This is a genomic window from Sporosarcina sp. E16_8, assembly GCF_017347095.1.
Classification (GTDB): domain Bacteria; phylum Bacillota; class Bacilli; order Bacillales_A; family Planococcaceae; genus Sporosarcina.
This window is the reverse complement of sequence record NZ_JADPRZ010000005.1, coordinates 58,950-76,779: the sequence shown is the minus strand read 5'-3', so window position 1 is coordinate 76,779 and position 17,830 is coordinate 58,950. Positions and strand designations below refer to the sequence as shown.

Below are 17,830 nucleotides of genomic sequence, written 5' to 3'. Positions count from 1 at the left end.
CATCGAGGTTCAAAAATAGGTTTTTAGTAAACGTACTAATAAATCACTACATACAATACGATCAGAATGCTAACTGCAGGAGACTAAATGAAATACCGTAACAAACTTAGCATGATTTCGGGGTTCACAATTTTATCTAGAGCTTCTCTATATAGAATGCTATCGGAAGAGATCAAATAATCATTCCTTATTCCATTAAAGGGCAAGATATTAGAATAGCAAGGAAACTTGACACGCCACCATTTGGTGCCCTATAATCAATAAGACAACAAATGGTGTCCTATTAGGTTATCATGATGTTTAATCGGTGACCTTACAGGAAATATTAATGAAAAGGCGGGGGTGATTTTGAACGAAAAAAGTCAAGTGAGGGATGTTTATGACGCTGTTGCCGATCCAACAAGGCGAAAATTACTTCGAATGTTGGCAGATGTTGAAGAATTGCCCCTACATGAGCTAACGGTTCATTTTCAAATGGGGCGTACAGCTGTTTCTAAGCATTTGGCTATCCTTAAAGATGCTGATCTCGTAATCGCTCGAAAAGTCGGTAGGGAAACAAGATATAGACTAAATCCCACCCCGTTGAAAGAAATTCAAGATTGGGTATCTTTTTACGAAGGATTTTGGAAAGAAAGAATTGCTAAATTAAATCTTATATTGGAGGAAAAAAAATGAAATCAGATGTATCTTTAGATTATCAATTTACAAGTTCCATCGAGCAGGTATGGAACGCTTTAACAGATTCGGATACGCTTGCGAAATGGATATGGGATAATGATTTTAAACCAGTCGTTGGACATAAATTTCAGTTTCGTACAGAGCCTAACGAATGGTGGGATGGCATTGTAGACAGCGAGGTACTCGAAGTGGACGAGCCTTATAAATTATCTTACACTTGGGTAAGTGCTGGAGAAAGCACTACTGTTACATGGACTTTGAAAAAAGGTTCAGATGGAACTGTCCAACTACATTTCGATCAAACTGGATTTAGTGAAGAAACAAAAGCTCGCCAGGGTGCTATCGAGGGAGCTAAATATGCTTGGACACAAATGGGTGAGCAGCTCGAGAGAGTGTTAGCAGAACTGTAAAATTGATTTCTTGAACCTCTATAATACCTGCTTTTAAGGCCAAACCTATTGAGTGGGCACTTGAATAGATCAATCAATCAGAAATTGATAATTATTACTATATATTCGGCACTTAACTAATAGGGTTTTCTTCCAATACAGCTTTGTTCGTTATTATGGTTAGGTATACCACCTAGTTAGTTCTAAATAAGTAGTGTCGAATATGTAGTAATCATTTTATTCAAATAAACCATTCTTCAGCAATAGGGCGCTTTTCCGGAACATGGAAAGCGTCATTTTTAATGGGATAAAGAATTGAGTTAACAAACAAGTTTTGTCAAAATTATTATTTAGCAAACATGGCAATACTAAATTTAGAGGATGGAGAGGGTATTACTATGAAGATAAATCAATTAATTGCGAACAATATTGACAAGTTAGATGCAGCACTACCAGTGGATAAATCGTTAGGAATTGCTGGTTTGTCTGGTTCTGGGAAAACAACTTTTTGTCAAACAATTGGTGAAGAATCCAAGAAGCGTCTCGTTTCCTTATTGCCGAAGGCTGAATATCAGTATTTATTTCCCGGTATAATGGAGACCAATTTCAGTGCCATAAAGATGGAAGAAATGCCTTTAGTCCTTTTCCTCGGAAAATCAGCGATTTCTTCCAATCCACGTTCTACAATTGGCACACATACAGGTGTTTTTAAAGACATTCGTGTTACTCTTGCTGAAAAATTCAATCTGTCTCCAGAAGTTTTTTCATTTAATAATGAGCTAGGCTGGTGCCCTCCGTGTAAAGGACGCGGGACTACTAAAAATGTCGAATGTAAAAAGTGTGAAGGCAGGCGCTATAATCCAGAGGTTGAGCAATATAAGATAGATTTATTGGATCAACCACATAGTATTTCCGATATCAACAACTTAAGCATTGAATCTATTCTTTCCCTTGGAGAAGAATTACATATTAGTGAAGCTAAACAACATATTCTTAAAAATATCATCAATATGAATATTGGTTACTTAACTTTAAATCGTATTATGGGTACATTGTCAGGTGGAGAATTAACACGACTTTACTTGGCGGAATTCATGGCAACAAGTGAAAATACCGTTATTATTATTGATGAAATCTCCGTGGGTCTTGATCACCAAACACTATTGAAAATTTTAGATCAGATTAAACAATTGGGCTATAAGAATCAAATTTGGCTTATTGATCATTCTGACACGGTGCTCGACGCAACGGATGAGCAATTGTTCTTTGGGCCTGGTAGTGGTAAATACGGCGGAAAAATTGTTGAAGAATCCCCACGTCCAAAACCAGTCACTTCGGAACGAAATCAGGCAATGCCAACAGAATACTATCAGTTTCATGATCTTTACTGTCGTACTATTCAAATGGCTGAAATTCAAATTCCCCAAAATAGACTTGTAACCTTTACCGGTGAGTCTGGATGTGGTAAATCTACACTTGTCAATGAGTGTATAGCCAAGGATTTTCTGAAGCGATATCCAAAAGATAAACTGGTAATGGTAGGACAAAATCGAAACCAATCGATTACCAGTCGGTCAACAGTTGCGACTTTTCTTGATATTAAAAGGAAACTCACAAAGTACAGCGAAGATATAGAAGATATTTTTCAGCGCTCGATTGAAGATATTATTGACGAACTGCCGAATGATGACATCGCTTATAAACGCTTGAGCTTATTGATCAAACTTGGACTCGGTTATTTGACGTTGGAAAGAAAAACACAGTCCTTATCGAATGGTGAATTTCAATGTGTCCATTTAGTTTCTGAGCTGTTTGCCAACTCAAGAAACCCTCATACGCTTTTTATTTTTGACGAGCCTTCAAAAGGTTTATCACAAAACATTTTAAATCAATTCATTGATAGTATTAGGGTCATTCTTCAGGATGAATCTGTCTCAATGATCATGATTGAACATAACTCTTATATGATGGAAAGCTCTGATTTTATCGTTGATTTTGGTAAAAGACAGCTTGCACCTGTTCAACGTCTTGATGTTGTCAGTCATGAGGATTATTATCGAGAGCAAAACAGTGCGGATCGAGTTACTCCATTGCAAATCCCTTCAACTATCCATCAACAAAATGGTATTAACTATTTAAAAGAAAATCAGATTGCCTATTTTAAAAATGCAGAAAACGTCTATAAGGGTGGTATCTTAAAAAGTTTATCATCAATGGCACGTTTGATTTATGGTGAATACGAATCTGAAACAATTGCACCCGTAATCGCCATTGATCTGGAACGACACTTGTATAGTCAATATAGTTTTCTCTATGAAATGGGTGGATTGATCAACCATATTGTGGCAACTCATCCGACCAATAAAAATACGCATAGCTTCGATTTCTATAATCAAGACAATCATTGTCCAAGCTGCTCGGGCCGTCGGATGATTGGAAAGTTTGATATAGATGTTGTGATTCAAGACAAAAACGCTCCATTCTGGGAGGGTCTATTGCATCCGGATGTGATGGAGGTATTAAAACATTATCAATATTCAAGATTGGAATTCATTTTTGATGAAATTAAGAATGAGCTCGGCCATGATATGAGTAAAAGTTATAATGAGATGACGGATGAAGAAAAGCATACCTTTTTATACGGGTATTTGGAAAAGTCATTTTATGATAAAGAAGCCAAGACGCAGAGAACATGGCAAGGCTTTAATAGCATAATTGGAATGTATATGTCTATTTCGAAATCGATTATAAAAGAGGATATGAAAGCATCTAGAAAAATGATTACATGCCCGATTTGCAAAGGTTCTGTGTTAAACCATCATCAACAGCTCAAGTTTGGCGATACGGATATTCGTGAGATTATTAACCAACCGCTTGATCAAGCATTGAAAACAGTAGGTGCGTTACCGGAACTGGTGAAATTGAAATCTATTGTCGGTGGAGACATGACTTTGACGGAAGATGTCTCTTTACTGCCTAGGGAAACACAAGTCGCGCTGAAAATAGTTGAATTGGAAATGGCAAGCTTTGCTGGTTATGAAGTGGTATTACAAAATGCCTTACCATTCTGGGGTAAAATTAGCAGCAATATCGAATCCATCAGCACGAACAACCAGGTTACAATCTGTGATTTTGATAAGATCACTGAGACAAGAGAAACGATCATTGATAAGTATTTCACCAATGGAAAATACAAAAAGTTTACCTATGTCTATGAAGCGTTTGGATATAAAAAAATTGTTACCCAAATTAATAAGATCAAAAAAAGTTATCCATGTCCATTCTGTAAAGGAAAGAAAGTCATTACAGAAGATAATCTCCATGATGGCGTATATAAATTAACGATTCCATGTGTGAGTTGTAATGAAAGTGGCATCACTGATGAAGGACTTCAGGAGGTTGTCGAAGGGATAGCAGTTGACACATGGCTCACTGGTAAAGTAAGTGATGTTGTTGAGAAAAACCTATATACTGAGGCAGTTGCTGATATTCCAATCTTCAATCGTATTCGTGAGTTAACTAAACGAGATTTGATGGCGGTTTATCAATGCCTTGAGCAAAATAATTAAATTCGATTTATTGAAATAAGTGATAGTTAAGTAAAGAGCTAGCTGTCAGTTAGTGAAGAAAACTCATTTACAATCATAGCTTTACAGACAAATAAAAAGCGTCACAACTTACAGCCCCTAAAGTCGGAATTTAAACGACATTAGGGGCTGTCCTTGTTCACACTCTAAATATACTCCCCAAACCCTTCCGATTTCCACGAATGAATGGCATGTCGTTCCTTCTCGAAGACCTTCTCCAAGTAAATCATGGTCGTTTCAATCTTCTCATGCCCCAGTGACCGCATAATATCGTAAATATCTACACCATTTAGCTTTGAGATAATCGCAAAAGCATGGCGGAATACGTGAGGGGTAATTTTCAGCGTTTGATCCGATAACTGTAGCTGTTCTAGGCTGGTAATTTCCTTTTTTACGTATTGCGATAAATACGAGGGGGAATACGCTCGACCTGTATTCGTTGTAAAGAGCGGATCTTCTAGTTGTGCTTGCTCGATCGGTAGTAGACCCCTTGCTTGACGAAAACCGCGAATGCTGTCTACCACTTTCTCTTTCAGCGGTACATGCCGTCTCTTGTTACCCTTCCCCAATACATCTAAATAGTAGCCGCCCTGAATTGCATCTAGCTTCAAGTCCTTTACCTGCAAGGTACAAAACTCTTCATTCCGAATCCCAGTGGTTGTGAGGACATGGATAATGGTAAACATGACCGGCTGCTGAATATCTCGAAATGTATCTAGCAGTATAACGACATCAACTGGCCCCAAATCACGGTTAGGACGGTCATCTTTTCGAACAGATGCAATGCGTAGTCCCTTGTGAATCGGTTCCTGGATATAGCCCACCTTATGCAGAAATGCAAAAAAAGCTTTGAGAATCGTTGTTTTCCGTTCCAGAGTGGCGGGGGAATATGACCCCTTACTTATCACATAAGGACTTTCAGTTGCTAACCACTCCTGATACCTCCTTAAATGACGTGATTGAAGTGATTTAAACAAAGAACCTTCTATTATATAGGCAACATCTACATCTATTTCTGCGCTGTATGTAAAGAGCTGTTCGATGAAGAGCAGAAGCTCACGCTGATACTCTCGGACCGTCCTCTCCGTTCGGTCGTTTTTTTGGTTCAAGTGGCGGCGTTCGTAAAGAAACCATTTTATCATCTCCGGATCCGTAAAATCATGAAAAGCCGTTTGTCCCTCTTTTTCGGCTTCATCTAACCGGTTTTGAAGCGAAGGTAAAGTTGTTAAATCCTGTAAACCCTTTTTCAAAACAGTCATTTGCAACTGTTTTTTTTCACTCAATGAAAACACTGTATACAACTCTCCTTTTACAATCCGCAAAACAAGCGTTATGTTGTTTTGAAACACAATCAATAGTTTTAACCCTATACTAGGTGACTATAGACGAACTAATGAGAATCAATCGATAAGTAAACCAGTTTTGCAATACCTATCTAAAAAATTACGTTTACACCTGTTTATTTCCGATATTAAATTATAGTAGCGACAACTCTATTTTATGGGAATTTAAGTACTATGTATTACTCTATTTAGAATTACAATAATATTTACTTCAAGCAAGTTCATTTTCTACTTATAAATCCATTTTACCACAGATTCAATATAACATAAAAAAAGAGTCCCTTTGTTTATGTTATCTATTATTTATATTTATAATGAATGTATTCTTAGATAGTAAGTAGTTGCTATTGAATTTTAAACACGCTATACTATTACTATTGTTGACTATATAAATACGATTTATTCCATTATTTCCATCTCACAATTAATTACGCATACATAACTGTTTCTAGGAATACGTAAAAAAAAGAGATTAGTTAAAATCGTATTACAATCCGTTTTATTCGAATTACTATATAAAAATAATCAGGAATTACGTAAAATTAATCAAAAAAAGCACTATTTATTTGTATTTTCACTCAAAAAAACGCACTGGAATACCTATAATTTATGCGATACATATTCGGCAGACAGGGGAGTTTGACTTGAAAAATTGGTATACCAGACAAGAGGTAGCGGACATACTTGGCATTTCGAAGGCCACTGTGTATCACTACGCTAAACAAAAGAAAATCATCAAAATAGCAAATCCACACCGTCTAATACGTGAAGTTAGGTACAAACAAGAAGAGGTAGATGCACTTGCGATCGAACGCAAACGCCATCAGCCCCTTGGTCTACGGCCATCTACACTCGCTAAGCAATTAGGGGTCACACCGCAACGTATTTACGCCTTGATTCGAGAGACTACTTTACCTGTGGATGAATTGCCTGTTGGAGATGAGCGCACAATCTATTCCATTCCGGATGAAACGGCCGTCTGGATCCGACAAGAAATCGAACGTACCGCATCTGTACGCGGGACACGGGTTGAGTATTATGATTCTAAATTCGACATCGTACTTTACCAGCTGTTTCGTACACAACAGGGGCAAGAGATGCGTGTATTGCGCAACGACGACCAAGAGTGGGGCTTCTATTTGCAATCACGAACATGGATTCCTTATACCAACGGCATCCATGCCTATCAGTACGAAGCGGCTTATCCAATCCATCAACCGAACAGTAGAGTAAGGGGCTATACAGACTTTTTACTGCCGAAAGATATGCAAGAGTCCTTTGATTTCCTTGATTTCGTATACCAAGTGTGGGGGATTGAAAATATTCGTATCCGCGAGCAAGAAACTCATATCGAACTCTCGATAAAAAGCGGTAAAATCGTGCTTCCTATACCGGTTCCGGACATCCTTACAGCGAGTATTATCAAGCAATTTCTCGTATTAGGTGATGTTGTGATCGAAGAAGCTGAGTGGATGCTAATTAGCGGCTATCGGCGTACGACATTTGATTTACCAAACAATCTGCTTGATAAATTGCAGGAGATATCCAAAGAAAAAGACCTTTCAATGAGTGAATATGTGGAAGAAGCAATACGTGAGAAGTTTGAAAGAGAAGAAAAAACGGAATGACATGTATCCCAATTAACCCAAAATCGAGCGAATATCGACTCGTTTTTGGGTTAATTTTGATTACAGAAGGGGCAGGCATGACAATCCCATAAAACCAAAATAAGTTTAACGCATAATATTATTATGTAAACTATATAAATGTGGATAGAAATTTCCTTCTTCATAATAAGACGTATTATGAAATACTGTAAATGCAGAGATATGTCAGAAGTTCGAGGATAATTCTACGTAGAAAATAACGAGAATATGCTTCAACCTAGGATAATAGTTCAAGACGGGCAATTGGGATAGAGCTCTAACCATAAGGAAAAAGGTTTATTATAATATAATACAAATAAATGTATCTAAATAGCAGAAGGATATAGCAGTCTTCATTAAATCACTTACACAGATAGCCAAATAAAATTTCAGGAGGGATTAAATGCAATTCGAAAGTCATAATTATTAGTTGAATGATAGCTATCTCGTTATTGTTCATCTATCATTTATGTTGTATTCGGCACGTTGGGATTGATCGGTATACTTATTTTACTGCAGAAAAAGTGGGAGAAGAACTGATTTGTAGGAGTTGATGATGCAGTAACTAAAAATTTATAATACAACGTCTATGATGTGAAACCACCATAGTATATGGGCATTACAAGCAAATTGCATCCAATTATTTCTTCACAGGCTGAACGGTTAGGGGGAAGGTGTTTTATATAAAAATAAAATACTACTCCATGATCAATCAAAAAAATCCAAATGCCGGGAACAATAAATATTTTTGGTTTTCAGGAAAGCAATATATATAGGGGGTAAATTTAATATCTATCATGGACATTTTATTTATTAGTACTGCTATCACTTTTGTTTTTTTGCGTGTTATTGAATACCGACTAGGTTATTTAGCAACTGTTGTAATATGCATGTCCATGGTTTTTGGGCACGTTATTTTCGATGAAATAAAATAAGAAAAGATAGATAAATAAATAATAGATGATACGGACTGGTCTATATTGAAGCTGACCCCTTTCAATTATATTGAGTGACATTTCCCGAGATGTGTTTTGCGCATTTGCGGAAGATGTAAAAAAGGATGCCAGTTACAAAATTAGCTACCCTTCCACTCTATCCCCATGAAGGTCGTCCCGTTCGACGTCTGTCAAACAGTCTAATAAATTTGGAAGTTAGGCATTCCATCCTGCTCTTTATTCGCTAAAGATAGATGGCGTACCCGGTAACTAGTTGGGGTATTCGCTCCTGGCAAAAGTATGGCTCAAGTGCTGTTTAGCTTATTAAGTAGCTGAGACTGCTGTTGAACGGTCGAAGCTCAAAGTGTATATAAGACAGGATTCAATTGCTGACTGAATCCTTAGTTAGATAGATCTACTATTTTTATAAAGCAGCTACATTTATCACTTGAATGTTGTAGTTAGGCGACAGGCAACTATTTGCAACAGGATGACCATGGAGGAATGACATCGTCATATCAAGCCACATGCCCGTAGGTTAAGCTATCGTGAATATTTCGCCATAAGCGGACCGGAAATGGCCCAGTGAAAATGGATGTTTTCAAGCCTTTCTTACAAGTGTGTTATGCAAGAAAATGGTTAATCAATAGGTATGACCATAAGCCGAAATTGAAAATTAAATGGCTAAATCAATGGATAGAACCTAAATGAAAGTATCAAGTTGATGAAAAAAGAATTGAGTGCTTGATTAATCTAGGTTAGCAAGATTTAATGAGCGTGTTCCTCCACATGTTCTTTCGCTACACTTAAAATCGTAAAGCTTTCGACAGACGAATCACATTCTTTAAGTGTGTATACAAATAATTGTTGACCTTCTTCTTCTATTAGATCCGTACATGTCATGTTAACTTTGACAGGATCGTTTCCTCTGCTTTTATGTTTTGAACGGTCTATTTCTAAGTTGATTGTTGAGCCTTCGGAAGAAATATTATATAAAGTTAAATCTCCTTCGAGCGTGTAATTAGCAATACGAACTGTAGCCGCTTCCTTCATCTCCATACTTTCCAAAAACGATTCAAACACCGGATAGTTATAGATAGGCCCGTGCATATTGACGACATCACCGTTTAGGACTGCTTTTTCACTAGTATACGAACAAGCTGAGCTGACTGTCATGGCTATTAGTACAAGTAAATATAAGTGTATTTTGTTCCTCATATATATCCTCCTCGATCCACTAACGTTTCACCTCAATTGTATGAAGAAATAGCAGACATCATCCCATCTTGAAATCTTATAACTATTTCCTAGTCCGAATTATTTGAATCCCGGACCTTTTATGTTGTTCAGACTTTTGCTAAACTAATCAAAGGTCTAATTTTAAAGAAAAGTAGGGGGAGTAGCGTGAAGGTTTTAGTACAGCTCAGCTGGTTTTTTAAACAGCAGAAGAAGCAATATCTTTTCGGGATTGCGATGCTAGTTTTCGTTTCCTTATTACAATTGTTGCCGCCGAAAATCATCGGAATTATCGTCGATGACATTGCAGGAGGTTCTTTAACAGCTGAAGGGCTCACAAAGTGGCTTGTTATCCTATCTGTAGCAGGTATCCTCATGTACATTGCACGTTATTACTGGCGTGTGATGATTTTTGGATCAGCCGTTTTGTTATCCAAAATAATGCGTGAAAAGTTATTCAATCATTTTACAAGAATGTCGCCATCTTTCTACCAAAAGAGACGTGTAGGAGATTTAATGGCCCATGCCACAAATGATATAGGTGCTGTACAGCAAACGGCAGGTATGGGTATTTTGACGCTTGTCGATTCCATCTCAACAGGCGGATTCGTCATTTTGACGATGGCCATCACCATCAATTGGAAATTGACATTGATTGCACTCATTCCTCTGCCATTCATGATTTTCCTGACAAGTTACTATGGAAAATTATTACGTAAGCGATTCAGGTTTGCCCAAGAAGCATTCTCCAATTTGAATGATAAAACGCAGGAAAGTATATCTGGCATTAAAGTCATCAAAACATTCGGTCAGAAAAACGAAGATATTGAAGATTTTACAAGCTTATCTACAGATGTCGTTAGTAAAAATATGCGTGTCGCCAAAGTGGATGCATTATTTGACCCGACGATTACAGGGATTTTCGCGATTTCATACATTTTGTCTTTCTATTTTGGTACGAAGTTTATTATTGCAGGTGACATGTCAATTGGTGACATGGTAGCGTTCAGTACGTACCTCGGACTTCTTGTCTGGCCGATGCTTGCATTCGGCTTCCTATTTAATATTGTAGAGCGTGGAAATGCATCTTATAGCCGGATTACGGAATTGTTATCTGTCGCACCAGAAATTAAAGACGTAGCGGGTGCGATTGATAGAAGACCAGAAGGTGATTTACATTTCGATATAGATGAGTTCAAATTCCCAGGTGATGAGCGTGCTGCGTTGCACGACGTTCACTTCACGCTAATACGAGGAGAAACAATGGGCGTTGTCGGTAAAACTGGGTCAGGTAAAACGGCGATTTTAAAATTATTACTAAGAGAGTTTGAAGGATACAAAGGAAGCATTGTCTATGGAGACAAACCAATCAATCAATACAAGCAGCAACGTTTAAGAGAGTCGATTGGTTATGTACCACAAGATCACTTCCTATTTTCAACAACAATTGCTGAAAATATAGCTTTTACAAATCCGAAAATTGGAGCGGAGAAAATTCATGATGCTGCACGACTTGCGCATATCCATGACGACATTTCAGGATTTACGGAAGGATATGGCACCATTGTTGGAGAACGTGGTGTATCGTTGTCTGGTGGTCAGAAACAGCGGATATCCATTGCTCGAGCATTAATCATGGAACCCGAATTACTGCTATTGGACGATTCCTTATCGGCCGTCGACGCCAAAACGGAAGAAGCGATTTTACAATCACTCAAACAAACACGTACAGGTGAGACGACAATTATTACCTCGCACAGATTAAGTGCCCTTCAACATGCGCATAAAATCATCGTTCTGCATGAAGGTACGATTGTCGAAGCTGGAACGCATGAAGAGCTACTCGAAATGAATGGAAGATACAAAGAAATGTATGACTTGCAGCAGCTTGAAGTGCTTGTCGAACAAGGAGGCGAGGAATAATGTCAGCAGAAAAACAACCGAAATTAACAGCGAAAGATCAATGGATTGTCTTAAAAAGATTGTTACGTTACATCATCCCTCATAAAAAGAGCGTAATTATCGCGCTTGTCCTGCTTGTATTGACAGTCGCAGGCAGTATCGTAGGGCCCTTAATTATTCAACGATTCATTGATAATCATCTGTCCACAATGAGTTTTCAGAGAAGTGCCATCACGAATATCGCAATTGTCTATATAGGGATTCAGCTATTCATGGTCATCGTCTCTTATTTTCAGCTGATACGTTTCCAAGATATTGCACTGAAAATCATTCAGCAAATGCGCATTGATGTGTTTTCAAAAGTACAAGGGCTCGGTATGCGTTATTTTGATAAAACACCTGCTGGAAGTATCGTGTCACGTGTGACGAATGATACGGAAGCAATCAAAGAAATGTTCGTCAGTGTCATTGTCACGTTTTTACAAGCTATATTTGTAATCATCGGCGTTTACATTGCACTGTTTTCACTTGATGCAAAGTTGGCGTTTATTTCCTTGTTATTATTACCGTTTTTTTTAGCCGTGATCGTCGTCTACAGACGTTATAGTGCTGATTTTTATCAAGACATTCGTGAGCGATTAAGTCAGCTCAACGCAAAAATAGCTGAATCATTATCCGGAATGGGAATGATCCAAGCATTTAGGCAGGAAGACCGATTAGAAGCGGAATTTGATGATATTAATGAAAAACATTTCCGCGCGGGAATGCGAAACATCAAATTTGACAGTGTCCTGCTGGGTCCGGCAATTGATTTACTGTATGCTGGAGCAATCGTTTTTGTACTCGGATACTTCGGGTTTTTATCCCTTGCCAGTCCTGTTGAAGTCGGGATATTATATGTATTTACAACTTTAATTGGCCGTTTATTCCAGCCTGTTCAACAAGTAATGCAGCGATTATCTATTTTCCAACAGGCAATGGTTGCAGCGTCCCGTGTATTTATACTAATGGATGATTCGGATATGGAACCGAAACAGGACGATAGTATAAATGCTGAAATTCAAAACGGGAAAATCGAATTCCGAAATGTATCGTTTTCGTATGACGGACAAACCGATGTACTTAAAGATATTTCATTCACCGCGAATGCAGGTGAAACTGTTGCCCTCGTCGGTCATACCGGAAGCGGAAAAAGTTCCATCATCAACTTGCTAATGCGTTTCTACGAATATGAGCGCGGTGGTATTTATATCGATGATGTTTCGCTGAAAGAATTCCCGACAGAAGAACTTCGGAGGAAGACAGGACTTGTCTTGCAAGACCCGTTTCTTTTCTATGGGGACATCGAAAGCAACATTCGTTTGCACGATAAGAAAATGACGTCTGAAGAAGTGAGAGCAGCTGCTGAATTCGTCCAGGCAAATGAATTCATTGAAAAACTACCCGACAAATACGCTCAAAAAGTAACAGAACGCGGCTCCACATTCTCAAGTGGTCAGCGCCAGCTTGTTGCATTTGCAAGAACAATCGCGACGAATCCAAAAATTCTCGTTCTCGATGAAGCAACAGCCAATATTGACACAGAAACAGAAGTGGCAATTCAATTAAGCCTTGAGAAAATGAGGAAAGGGCGCACCACAATTGCAATTGCTCACAGGCTAAGTACAATCCAAGACGCGGAACTGATTCTCGTGCTGCACAAAGGCGAAATCGTCGAACGTGGAACACACCAGGAATTACTGATGCAAAAAGGGCTTTATCATAAGATGTATCTACTTCAAAACAATATTTTGGAAGATGTTAGCTGACAAATGTATTGGGCGACAATATCTGGGTCATGCAACAAAGAGGGATTGTACTATACCCCTCTTTGTTGCCGCAGGCCGCGACTAATTTAGATTGCCTACATATTTTTACGAACTAAAACCGCCTGCCCATATGGGATAGGCGGTTTTTACATCGACAAAATAGAGGTTATTGGGTCATTGCAGCAAGAATCGGAGACCTGAGACTACAATCCGCTAAAAAGTCATAAACTGTTCACAGACATATTAGACGTAATTTAACGCTTCTTTTGATACGATTAAGGAAGTAAAATTAAAGGGGAGAGAATAATGGCAACAGATTTAAATTTATTTCTCGCTTTCGGTGCTGGTTTCTTAAGTTTCATCTCACCGTGTTCATTGCCTTTGTACCCAGCATTCATTTCGTATATTACGGGCATGTCACTGGATGATTTAAAATCGGACTCGAAACGCATGAACAGAAACGGAATATTACATACACTGTTCTTTTTAATCGGATTTTCAGTTATTTTTGTCGTACTTGGTTTCGCTACATCGTTTGTAGGGACATTTTTCATAGAAAACCAAGTAATACTCAGACAAGGTGGCGCAATTTTTATGGTGTTATTTGGCCTTATGATTGCAGGTGTATACACACCTAAATTCCTTATGGGCGAAAAGAAACTACAGTTTAAAAACCGCCCTTCAGGTTATTTTGGGAGCGCATTGATCGGGCTTGCATTCGCAGCTGGTTGGACGCCGTGTTCAGGACCGATAATCGGGGTAATCTTGGGACTTGCAGCGACAAACCCTGGATCAGGAGTTATCTATATGCTGATGTATGTGTTCGGTTTTGCGATTCCATTCTTTGTTTTATCGTTCTTTATAACGCGTCTTGGATGGATTCGTAAGAATAGTGGCCTGATTATGAAAATTGGGGGCGGCGTCATGATCGCATTCGGAATTTTGCTGTTCTTCGATGGATTGACATATTTAACAAGCTTGCTTAGCCCGATTTTTGGAGATTTTCAGGGTTTTTGAGTTAAATGGAGGGATATAGAAATGATAGAAATTAACTCATTCGAGGCATGGCTTGATATAATTGAACAACAAAAAAAGCTGCTTCTATTCGTGAAAACTGACAACTGTTCAGTCTGTGAGGGCTTATACCCGCAAGTGAATGCACTGAAAGCTGACTTTCCAATCCCTTTTTATAGAGTGAATGCGGCAGCAGTGCCAGAAATAGCGGGACAGCTTGCATTGTTTACTGCGCCTGTTGTCCTATTATTTCATGAAGGGAAGGAATACCAGCGATTTGCACGTTTCGTTCAGATGGAGGAATTGGAACGTCGCTTGGAGGAAATAAAATGAATGATTTAATTGAAATGATTTTCACGAAGGTCCCTCCTATGTACCTCATTATTGGTTCAACCGTCCTCGCCCTATTTATGGGGACGATGGCGCTGATCGTTAGGACGAAAGCGGCGAAGAGACCAGTTACACCTCTGAAGATTATCTTGCCGCCCCTCTTTATGTCGACGGGTGCGCTGATGTTCCTATTCGACGAATTTAGAGTGCCACTGCCTCAGGTGTTAGAAGCGCTCCTCGTTGGGATACTTTTCTCAATTATCTTGATAAAAACAACGAATTTCGAACGCAAAGATAACGACATCTATATGAAACGGTCGAAAGCATTCCTATTCATTTTACTTGGGCTACTTATTGTCCGGCTCGTTGGGAAGTTGCTTCTTAGCAATACAATCGATGTAGGGGAACTTGGCGGTATGTTCTGGATTCTTGCATTTGGCATGATTGTCCCTTGGCGGATCGGCATGCTTATTAAGTACAAAAAAATAAAAGAAGTTAAACACGAAGAAGGTGTCCGCATTTAATTGCGGACACCTTTTTTCATTCCTTGGAGACTACTAAAATCTCGGACAAGGGGAAATTTATAAGTTAGAGATTCTACATCTAGGCTACCAGCGTTTCCGCTTTTGTTTAATCAAAATAAATGTTCATACGGAGTTAGATCAATCTTCATTTCAGCCATTTTCTTGCGCAAAAATTTATGGTCCCGTTTAGGCGTTGCTTGTATATACCCACGGATAATAAGGTCGGAATCAATTTTCCTCGCATGCTCCTCGAGCGCTATTTCACCTATCTTACCCGCGATTTTTTGCTTCGCTACAGGGCGGAATAATTCCGGTACTGGGACAACTAGCTCATTCAACAATAGTTTTGCTTCGTCATTCCAGAGGTGGAGAGAGCTCTCCACATAATGCTCTTCCCAGTCCAGTGTCGATTTCCCGTCTGCTTTTGGAAACACCTTTAAAAACTTCCGGAACATGAAATAGCCACCAATAGCGAAAAGTCCAATGAGGACAACGCACCAGAAAATGATGAACCACATAAATAGATCTTGTTGCAACAGTCTTCACCTCTTCCATTCTATTCACCATTATAAGAGCATTTGTAAAAAAATACACGGACAATGTATTCCTTTTCTCAACTTAACACTATATAGGAGGTAAAAGGAGGGGACGTGATGGAATAATGGATGGGTTAAATACAAGAAGTTGAGTTTCCAATTTTTGAATCAATTTATCCCGCATTAGCGGGCAGTAAGCTCCCCACTTCAAGTCTTTTAGGACTGAAGAAGAATTATTGGGGGGATCAACTGCCCGTAAAAGCCCGAATGGTTAAACTAACAATCAGTGGGGGATGAAGAACCCCACCTCTTATTAAAGATTAACTTTATCTCTTGCACCGACTCGAAACGAAACTTGTAGACATACACGATGTCCTTGTTTCTTTAAAGATGAAGTGAACTTCACAAATAAGTCACGGATTCGACATGGAAGCGTTTAGCTCCGCGCTTGTTTGAAGCCATTACTTCCGATATGATGAACGTATCAATTGATAGTGGAGGAAACCAAATGAGAAAAAAACTTTTACTGCCTTATGTATTACTTGTAGTGCTTATTTTAAGTGCATGTTCCGGTGGAGGGTTCAAAGCAGAGCATAATTTTAAAATTGAACCGTTTGAATTTACAAACCAGCACAATGAAAAGGTTTCATTGGATGATATGAAAGGGAAAGTATGGCTGGCACAATTTGTTTTCACAGTTTGTACGAGTGCCTGCCCACCGATGATGAGTAACATGGCAGATATCGATAAAAAACTTATCGATGAAGGCGTTGAAGATTATAAAATTGTATCCTTCAGCATTGATCCCGCATTCGATACACCGGAAATAATGCAGGAATACCTTGACATGTATGATGTCGGGGATCAGAAAAACTGGGAAATGCTAACGGGCTATAAACAAGAAGACATCACTAACTTTGCGGCAAAGTCATTCAAGACGCCTGTTGCTGATATTCCCGGTTCAGACCAAGTCATGCACGCAGTACACTTCTTCCTTGTCAATCAAAAAGGAGAAGCAGTCAAAACCTATAATGGTATGGTAGATGTGCCATTTGATCAAATCATTAAGGATATGAAAGCACTTAGTAAAGAGGGCGCGTAACTAACAAAAGCAATACTGGATCTAACGGGGTGGAAAGATGAAAAAACAAAAACGTAGAGGGTTATCTATAAAGATGAAAGCAATGCTTATCATCCTGCTTATTCCCATTGCGGTTACAATCTTCACATTAACAGCTATTATCTGGACAGGTTTAAAAAATCCAGAACTCATTCGGAAATCTGCAAGTGCATTGCTCGAAATAGGGGAACGTCACACTGCCACGTCAATCCCTGAAGAGTACATCCCTATTTATAAAGAGGCGGCGGAGGCGTATGGTATCCCGTGGACCCTCCTAGCAGCACACCACCGCATTGAAACCCGTTTTTCAACGATGGATCCGCTGCTTTCACCCGTGGGTGCTGAAGGACATATGCAGTTCATGCCTTGCACATTTGTAGGTTGGACTTATCCGGGATGCGGCGGTCTTGGTAAAGGAGAAATCCCTGAAAAAGACAAGACAAATCCCGCTATCATCAAAGAATATGGCGGATATGGCGTTGATGGGAATGGGGACGGCATAGCCGATCCATATGATATCGAAGACGCCATTTATAGTGCCGCCAACTATCTTTCAATTAGCGGCGCCGCAGATGGAGATTTTGAAAAAGCGATTTTCAATTATAATCGCAGTGAAAAATATGTACAGGACGTATTGCGGTTTTTTAATGAATTCGAAGCCCAACGACTCGATATGGAAGCAGCCAATAAGTAAAAAGATGGACCACCAGTAAAATGGGGTCCATCTTTTTATTGCTTAGGAAACTATAAAGTACATGGCCTGCGGATTACCTATGAAAGCC

14 protein-coding genes are annotated in these 17,830 nt (G+C 38.9%); 11 read left to right on the top strand and 3 right to left on the bottom strand.

What is annotated here, in order from left to right:
* Positions 1-348 precede the first annotated feature (348 nt).
* The 3 genes from I2484_RS06240 (at position 349) to I2484_RS06230 (ending at position 4,636) form a co-directional block, all read left to right on the top strand.
* Positions 349-675 (top strand): ArsR/SmtB family transcription factor, encoded by a 327-nt coding sequence (locus I2484_RS06240; RefSeq protein ID WP_207150177.1) that lies wholly within the window; start codon positions 349-351, stop codon positions 673-675.
* Positions 672-1,088 carry an SRPBCC family protein gene (locus tag I2484_RS06235; protein WP_207150176.1) on the top strand — a complete coding sequence of 139 codons (417 nt, stop codon included), beginning with the start codon at positions 672-674 and terminating at the stop codon, positions 1,086-1,088. The genes I2484_RS06240 and I2484_RS06235 overlap by 4 nt, the downstream gene beginning before the upstream one ends.
* Before the next feature lie 377 nt (positions 1,089-1,465).
* A complete protein-coding gene (locus I2484_RS06230) occupies positions 1,466-4,636 on the top strand; it encodes an ATP-binding cassette domain-containing protein (protein ID WP_207150279.1) in 3,171 nt (1,056 codons plus the stop codon).
* Between the two features lie 164 nt (positions 4,637-4,800).
* Here the strand turns inward: I2484_RS06230 and I2484_RS06225 are convergent, their stop codons facing one another.
* On the bottom strand, positions 4,801-6,003 hold the full coding sequence (locus tag I2484_RS06225) for a tyrosine-type recombinase/integrase (RefSeq protein WP_346014162.1): 1,203 nt from the start codon (positions 6,001-6,003) through the stop codon (positions 4,801-4,803).
* A 638-nt stretch (positions 6,004-6,641) separates the two neighbouring features.
* On the opposite strand from I2484_RS06225, the gene I2484_RS06220 reads away from it, so the two are divergent.
* Entirely contained in the window at positions 6,642-7,625 is a 984-nt protein-coding gene (locus I2484_RS06220; RefSeq protein ID WP_207150175.1) for a helix-turn-helix domain-containing protein, read from the top strand.
* 1,721 nt (positions 7,626-9,346) lie between these two features.
* Here the strand turns inward: I2484_RS06220 and I2484_RS06215 are convergent.
* Complete coding sequence (locus I2484_RS06215; RefSeq protein WP_207150174.1) at positions 9,347-9,796, bottom strand: DUF4362 domain-containing protein; 450 nt, start codon at positions 9,794-9,796, stop codon at positions 9,347-9,349.
* Between the two features lie 186 nt (positions 9,797-9,982).
* Between I2484_RS06215 and I2484_RS06210 the strand changes: the two genes are divergently transcribed.
* The 5 genes from I2484_RS06210 to I2484_RS06190 all read left to right on the top strand — a co-directional run bounded on the left by I2484_RS06210 (position 9,983) and on the right by I2484_RS06190 (position 15,392).
* Positions 9,983-11,737, top strand: a complete 1,755-nt coding sequence (locus I2484_RS06210) for an ABC transporter transmembrane domain-containing protein (protein ID WP_207150173.1) — start codon at positions 9,983-9,985, stop codon at positions 11,735-11,737.
* Positions 11,737-13,524 carry an ABC transporter ATP-binding protein gene (locus I2484_RS06205; protein ID WP_207150172.1) on the top strand — a complete coding sequence of 596 codons (1,788 nt, stop codon included), beginning with the start codon at positions 11,737-11,739 and terminating at the stop codon, positions 13,522-13,524. Before I2484_RS06210 ends, I2484_RS06205 begins: the two co-directional genes overlap by 1 nt.
* A 306-nt stretch (positions 13,525-13,830) precedes the next feature.
* A complete protein-coding gene (locus tag I2484_RS06200; RefSeq protein ID WP_207150171.1) occupies positions 13,831-14,541 on the top strand; it encodes a cytochrome c biogenesis CcdA family protein in 711 nt (236 codons plus the stop codon).
* Between the two features lie 21 nt (positions 14,542-14,562).
* Positions 14,563-14,871, top strand: coding sequence for a thioredoxin family protein (locus I2484_RS06195; protein WP_207150170.1), 309 nt, complete (start codon positions 14,563-14,565; stop codon positions 14,869-14,871).
* Positions 14,868-15,392, top strand: coding sequence for a CcdC family protein (locus tag I2484_RS06190; protein ID WP_255551154.1), 525 nt, complete (start codon positions 14,868-14,870; stop codon positions 15,390-15,392). Before I2484_RS06195 ends, I2484_RS06190 begins: the two co-directional genes overlap by 4 nt.
* A gap of 110 nt (positions 15,393-15,502) precedes the next feature.
* On the opposite strand, the gene I2484_RS06185 is transcribed toward I2484_RS06190, so the two are convergent.
* Positions 15,503-15,910, bottom strand: a complete 408-nt coding sequence (locus tag I2484_RS06185; protein ID WP_207150276.1) for a DUF2621 domain-containing protein — start codon at positions 15,908-15,910, stop codon at positions 15,503-15,505.
* Positions 15,911-16,436: 526 nt separating this feature from the next.
* On the opposite strand from I2484_RS06185, the gene I2484_RS06180 reads away from it, so the two are divergent.
* Complete coding sequence (locus I2484_RS06180) at positions 16,437-17,030, top strand: SCO family protein (RefSeq protein WP_207150169.1); 594 nt, start codon at positions 16,437-16,439, stop codon at positions 17,028-17,030.
* A 37-nt stretch (positions 17,031-17,067) separates the two neighbouring features.
* Entirely contained in the window at positions 17,068-17,742 is a 675-nt protein-coding gene (locus tag I2484_RS06175; RefSeq protein ID WP_207150168.1) for a lytic transglycosylase domain-containing protein, read from the top strand.
* The last annotated feature ends 88 nt before the right edge of the window (positions 17,743-17,830 follow it).

Coding starts and splice junctions, on each gene's coding strand:
- I2484_RS06235 (WP_207150176.1), top strand. CDS start 672: ATGAAATCAGATGTATCTTTAGATTATCAATTTACAAGTTCCATCGAG.
- I2484_RS06230 (WP_207150279.1), top strand. CDS start 1,466: ATGAAGATAAATCAATTAATTGCGAACAATATTGACAAGTTAGATGCA.
- I2484_RS06215 (WP_207150174.1), bottom strand. CDS start 9,796: ATGAGGAACAAAATACACTTATATTTACTTGTACTAATAGCCATGACA.
- I2484_RS06205 (WP_207150172.1), top strand. CDS start 11,737: ATGTCAGCAGAAAAACAACCGAAATTAACAGCGAAAGATCAATGGATT.
- I2484_RS06200 (WP_207150171.1), top strand. CDS start 13,831: ATGGCAACAGATTTAAATTTATTTCTCGCTTTCGGTGCTGGTTTCTTA.
- I2484_RS06195 (WP_207150170.1), top strand. CDS start 14,563: ATGATAGAAATTAACTCATTCGAGGCATGGCTTGATATAATTGAACAA.
- I2484_RS06190 (WP_255551154.1), top strand. CDS start 14,868: ATGAATGATTTAATTGAAATGATTTTCACGAAGGTCCCTCCTATGTAC.
- I2484_RS06185 (WP_207150276.1), bottom strand. CDS start 15,910: ATGTGGTTCATCATTTTCTGGTGCGTTGTCCTCATTGGACTTTTCGCT.
- I2484_RS06180 (WP_207150169.1), top strand. CDS start 16,437: ATGAGAAAAAAACTTTTACTGCCTTATGTATTACTTGTAGTGCTTATT.
- I2484_RS06175 (WP_207150168.1), top strand. CDS start 17,068: ATGAAAAAACAAAAACGTAGAGGGTTATCTATAAAGATGAAAGCAATG.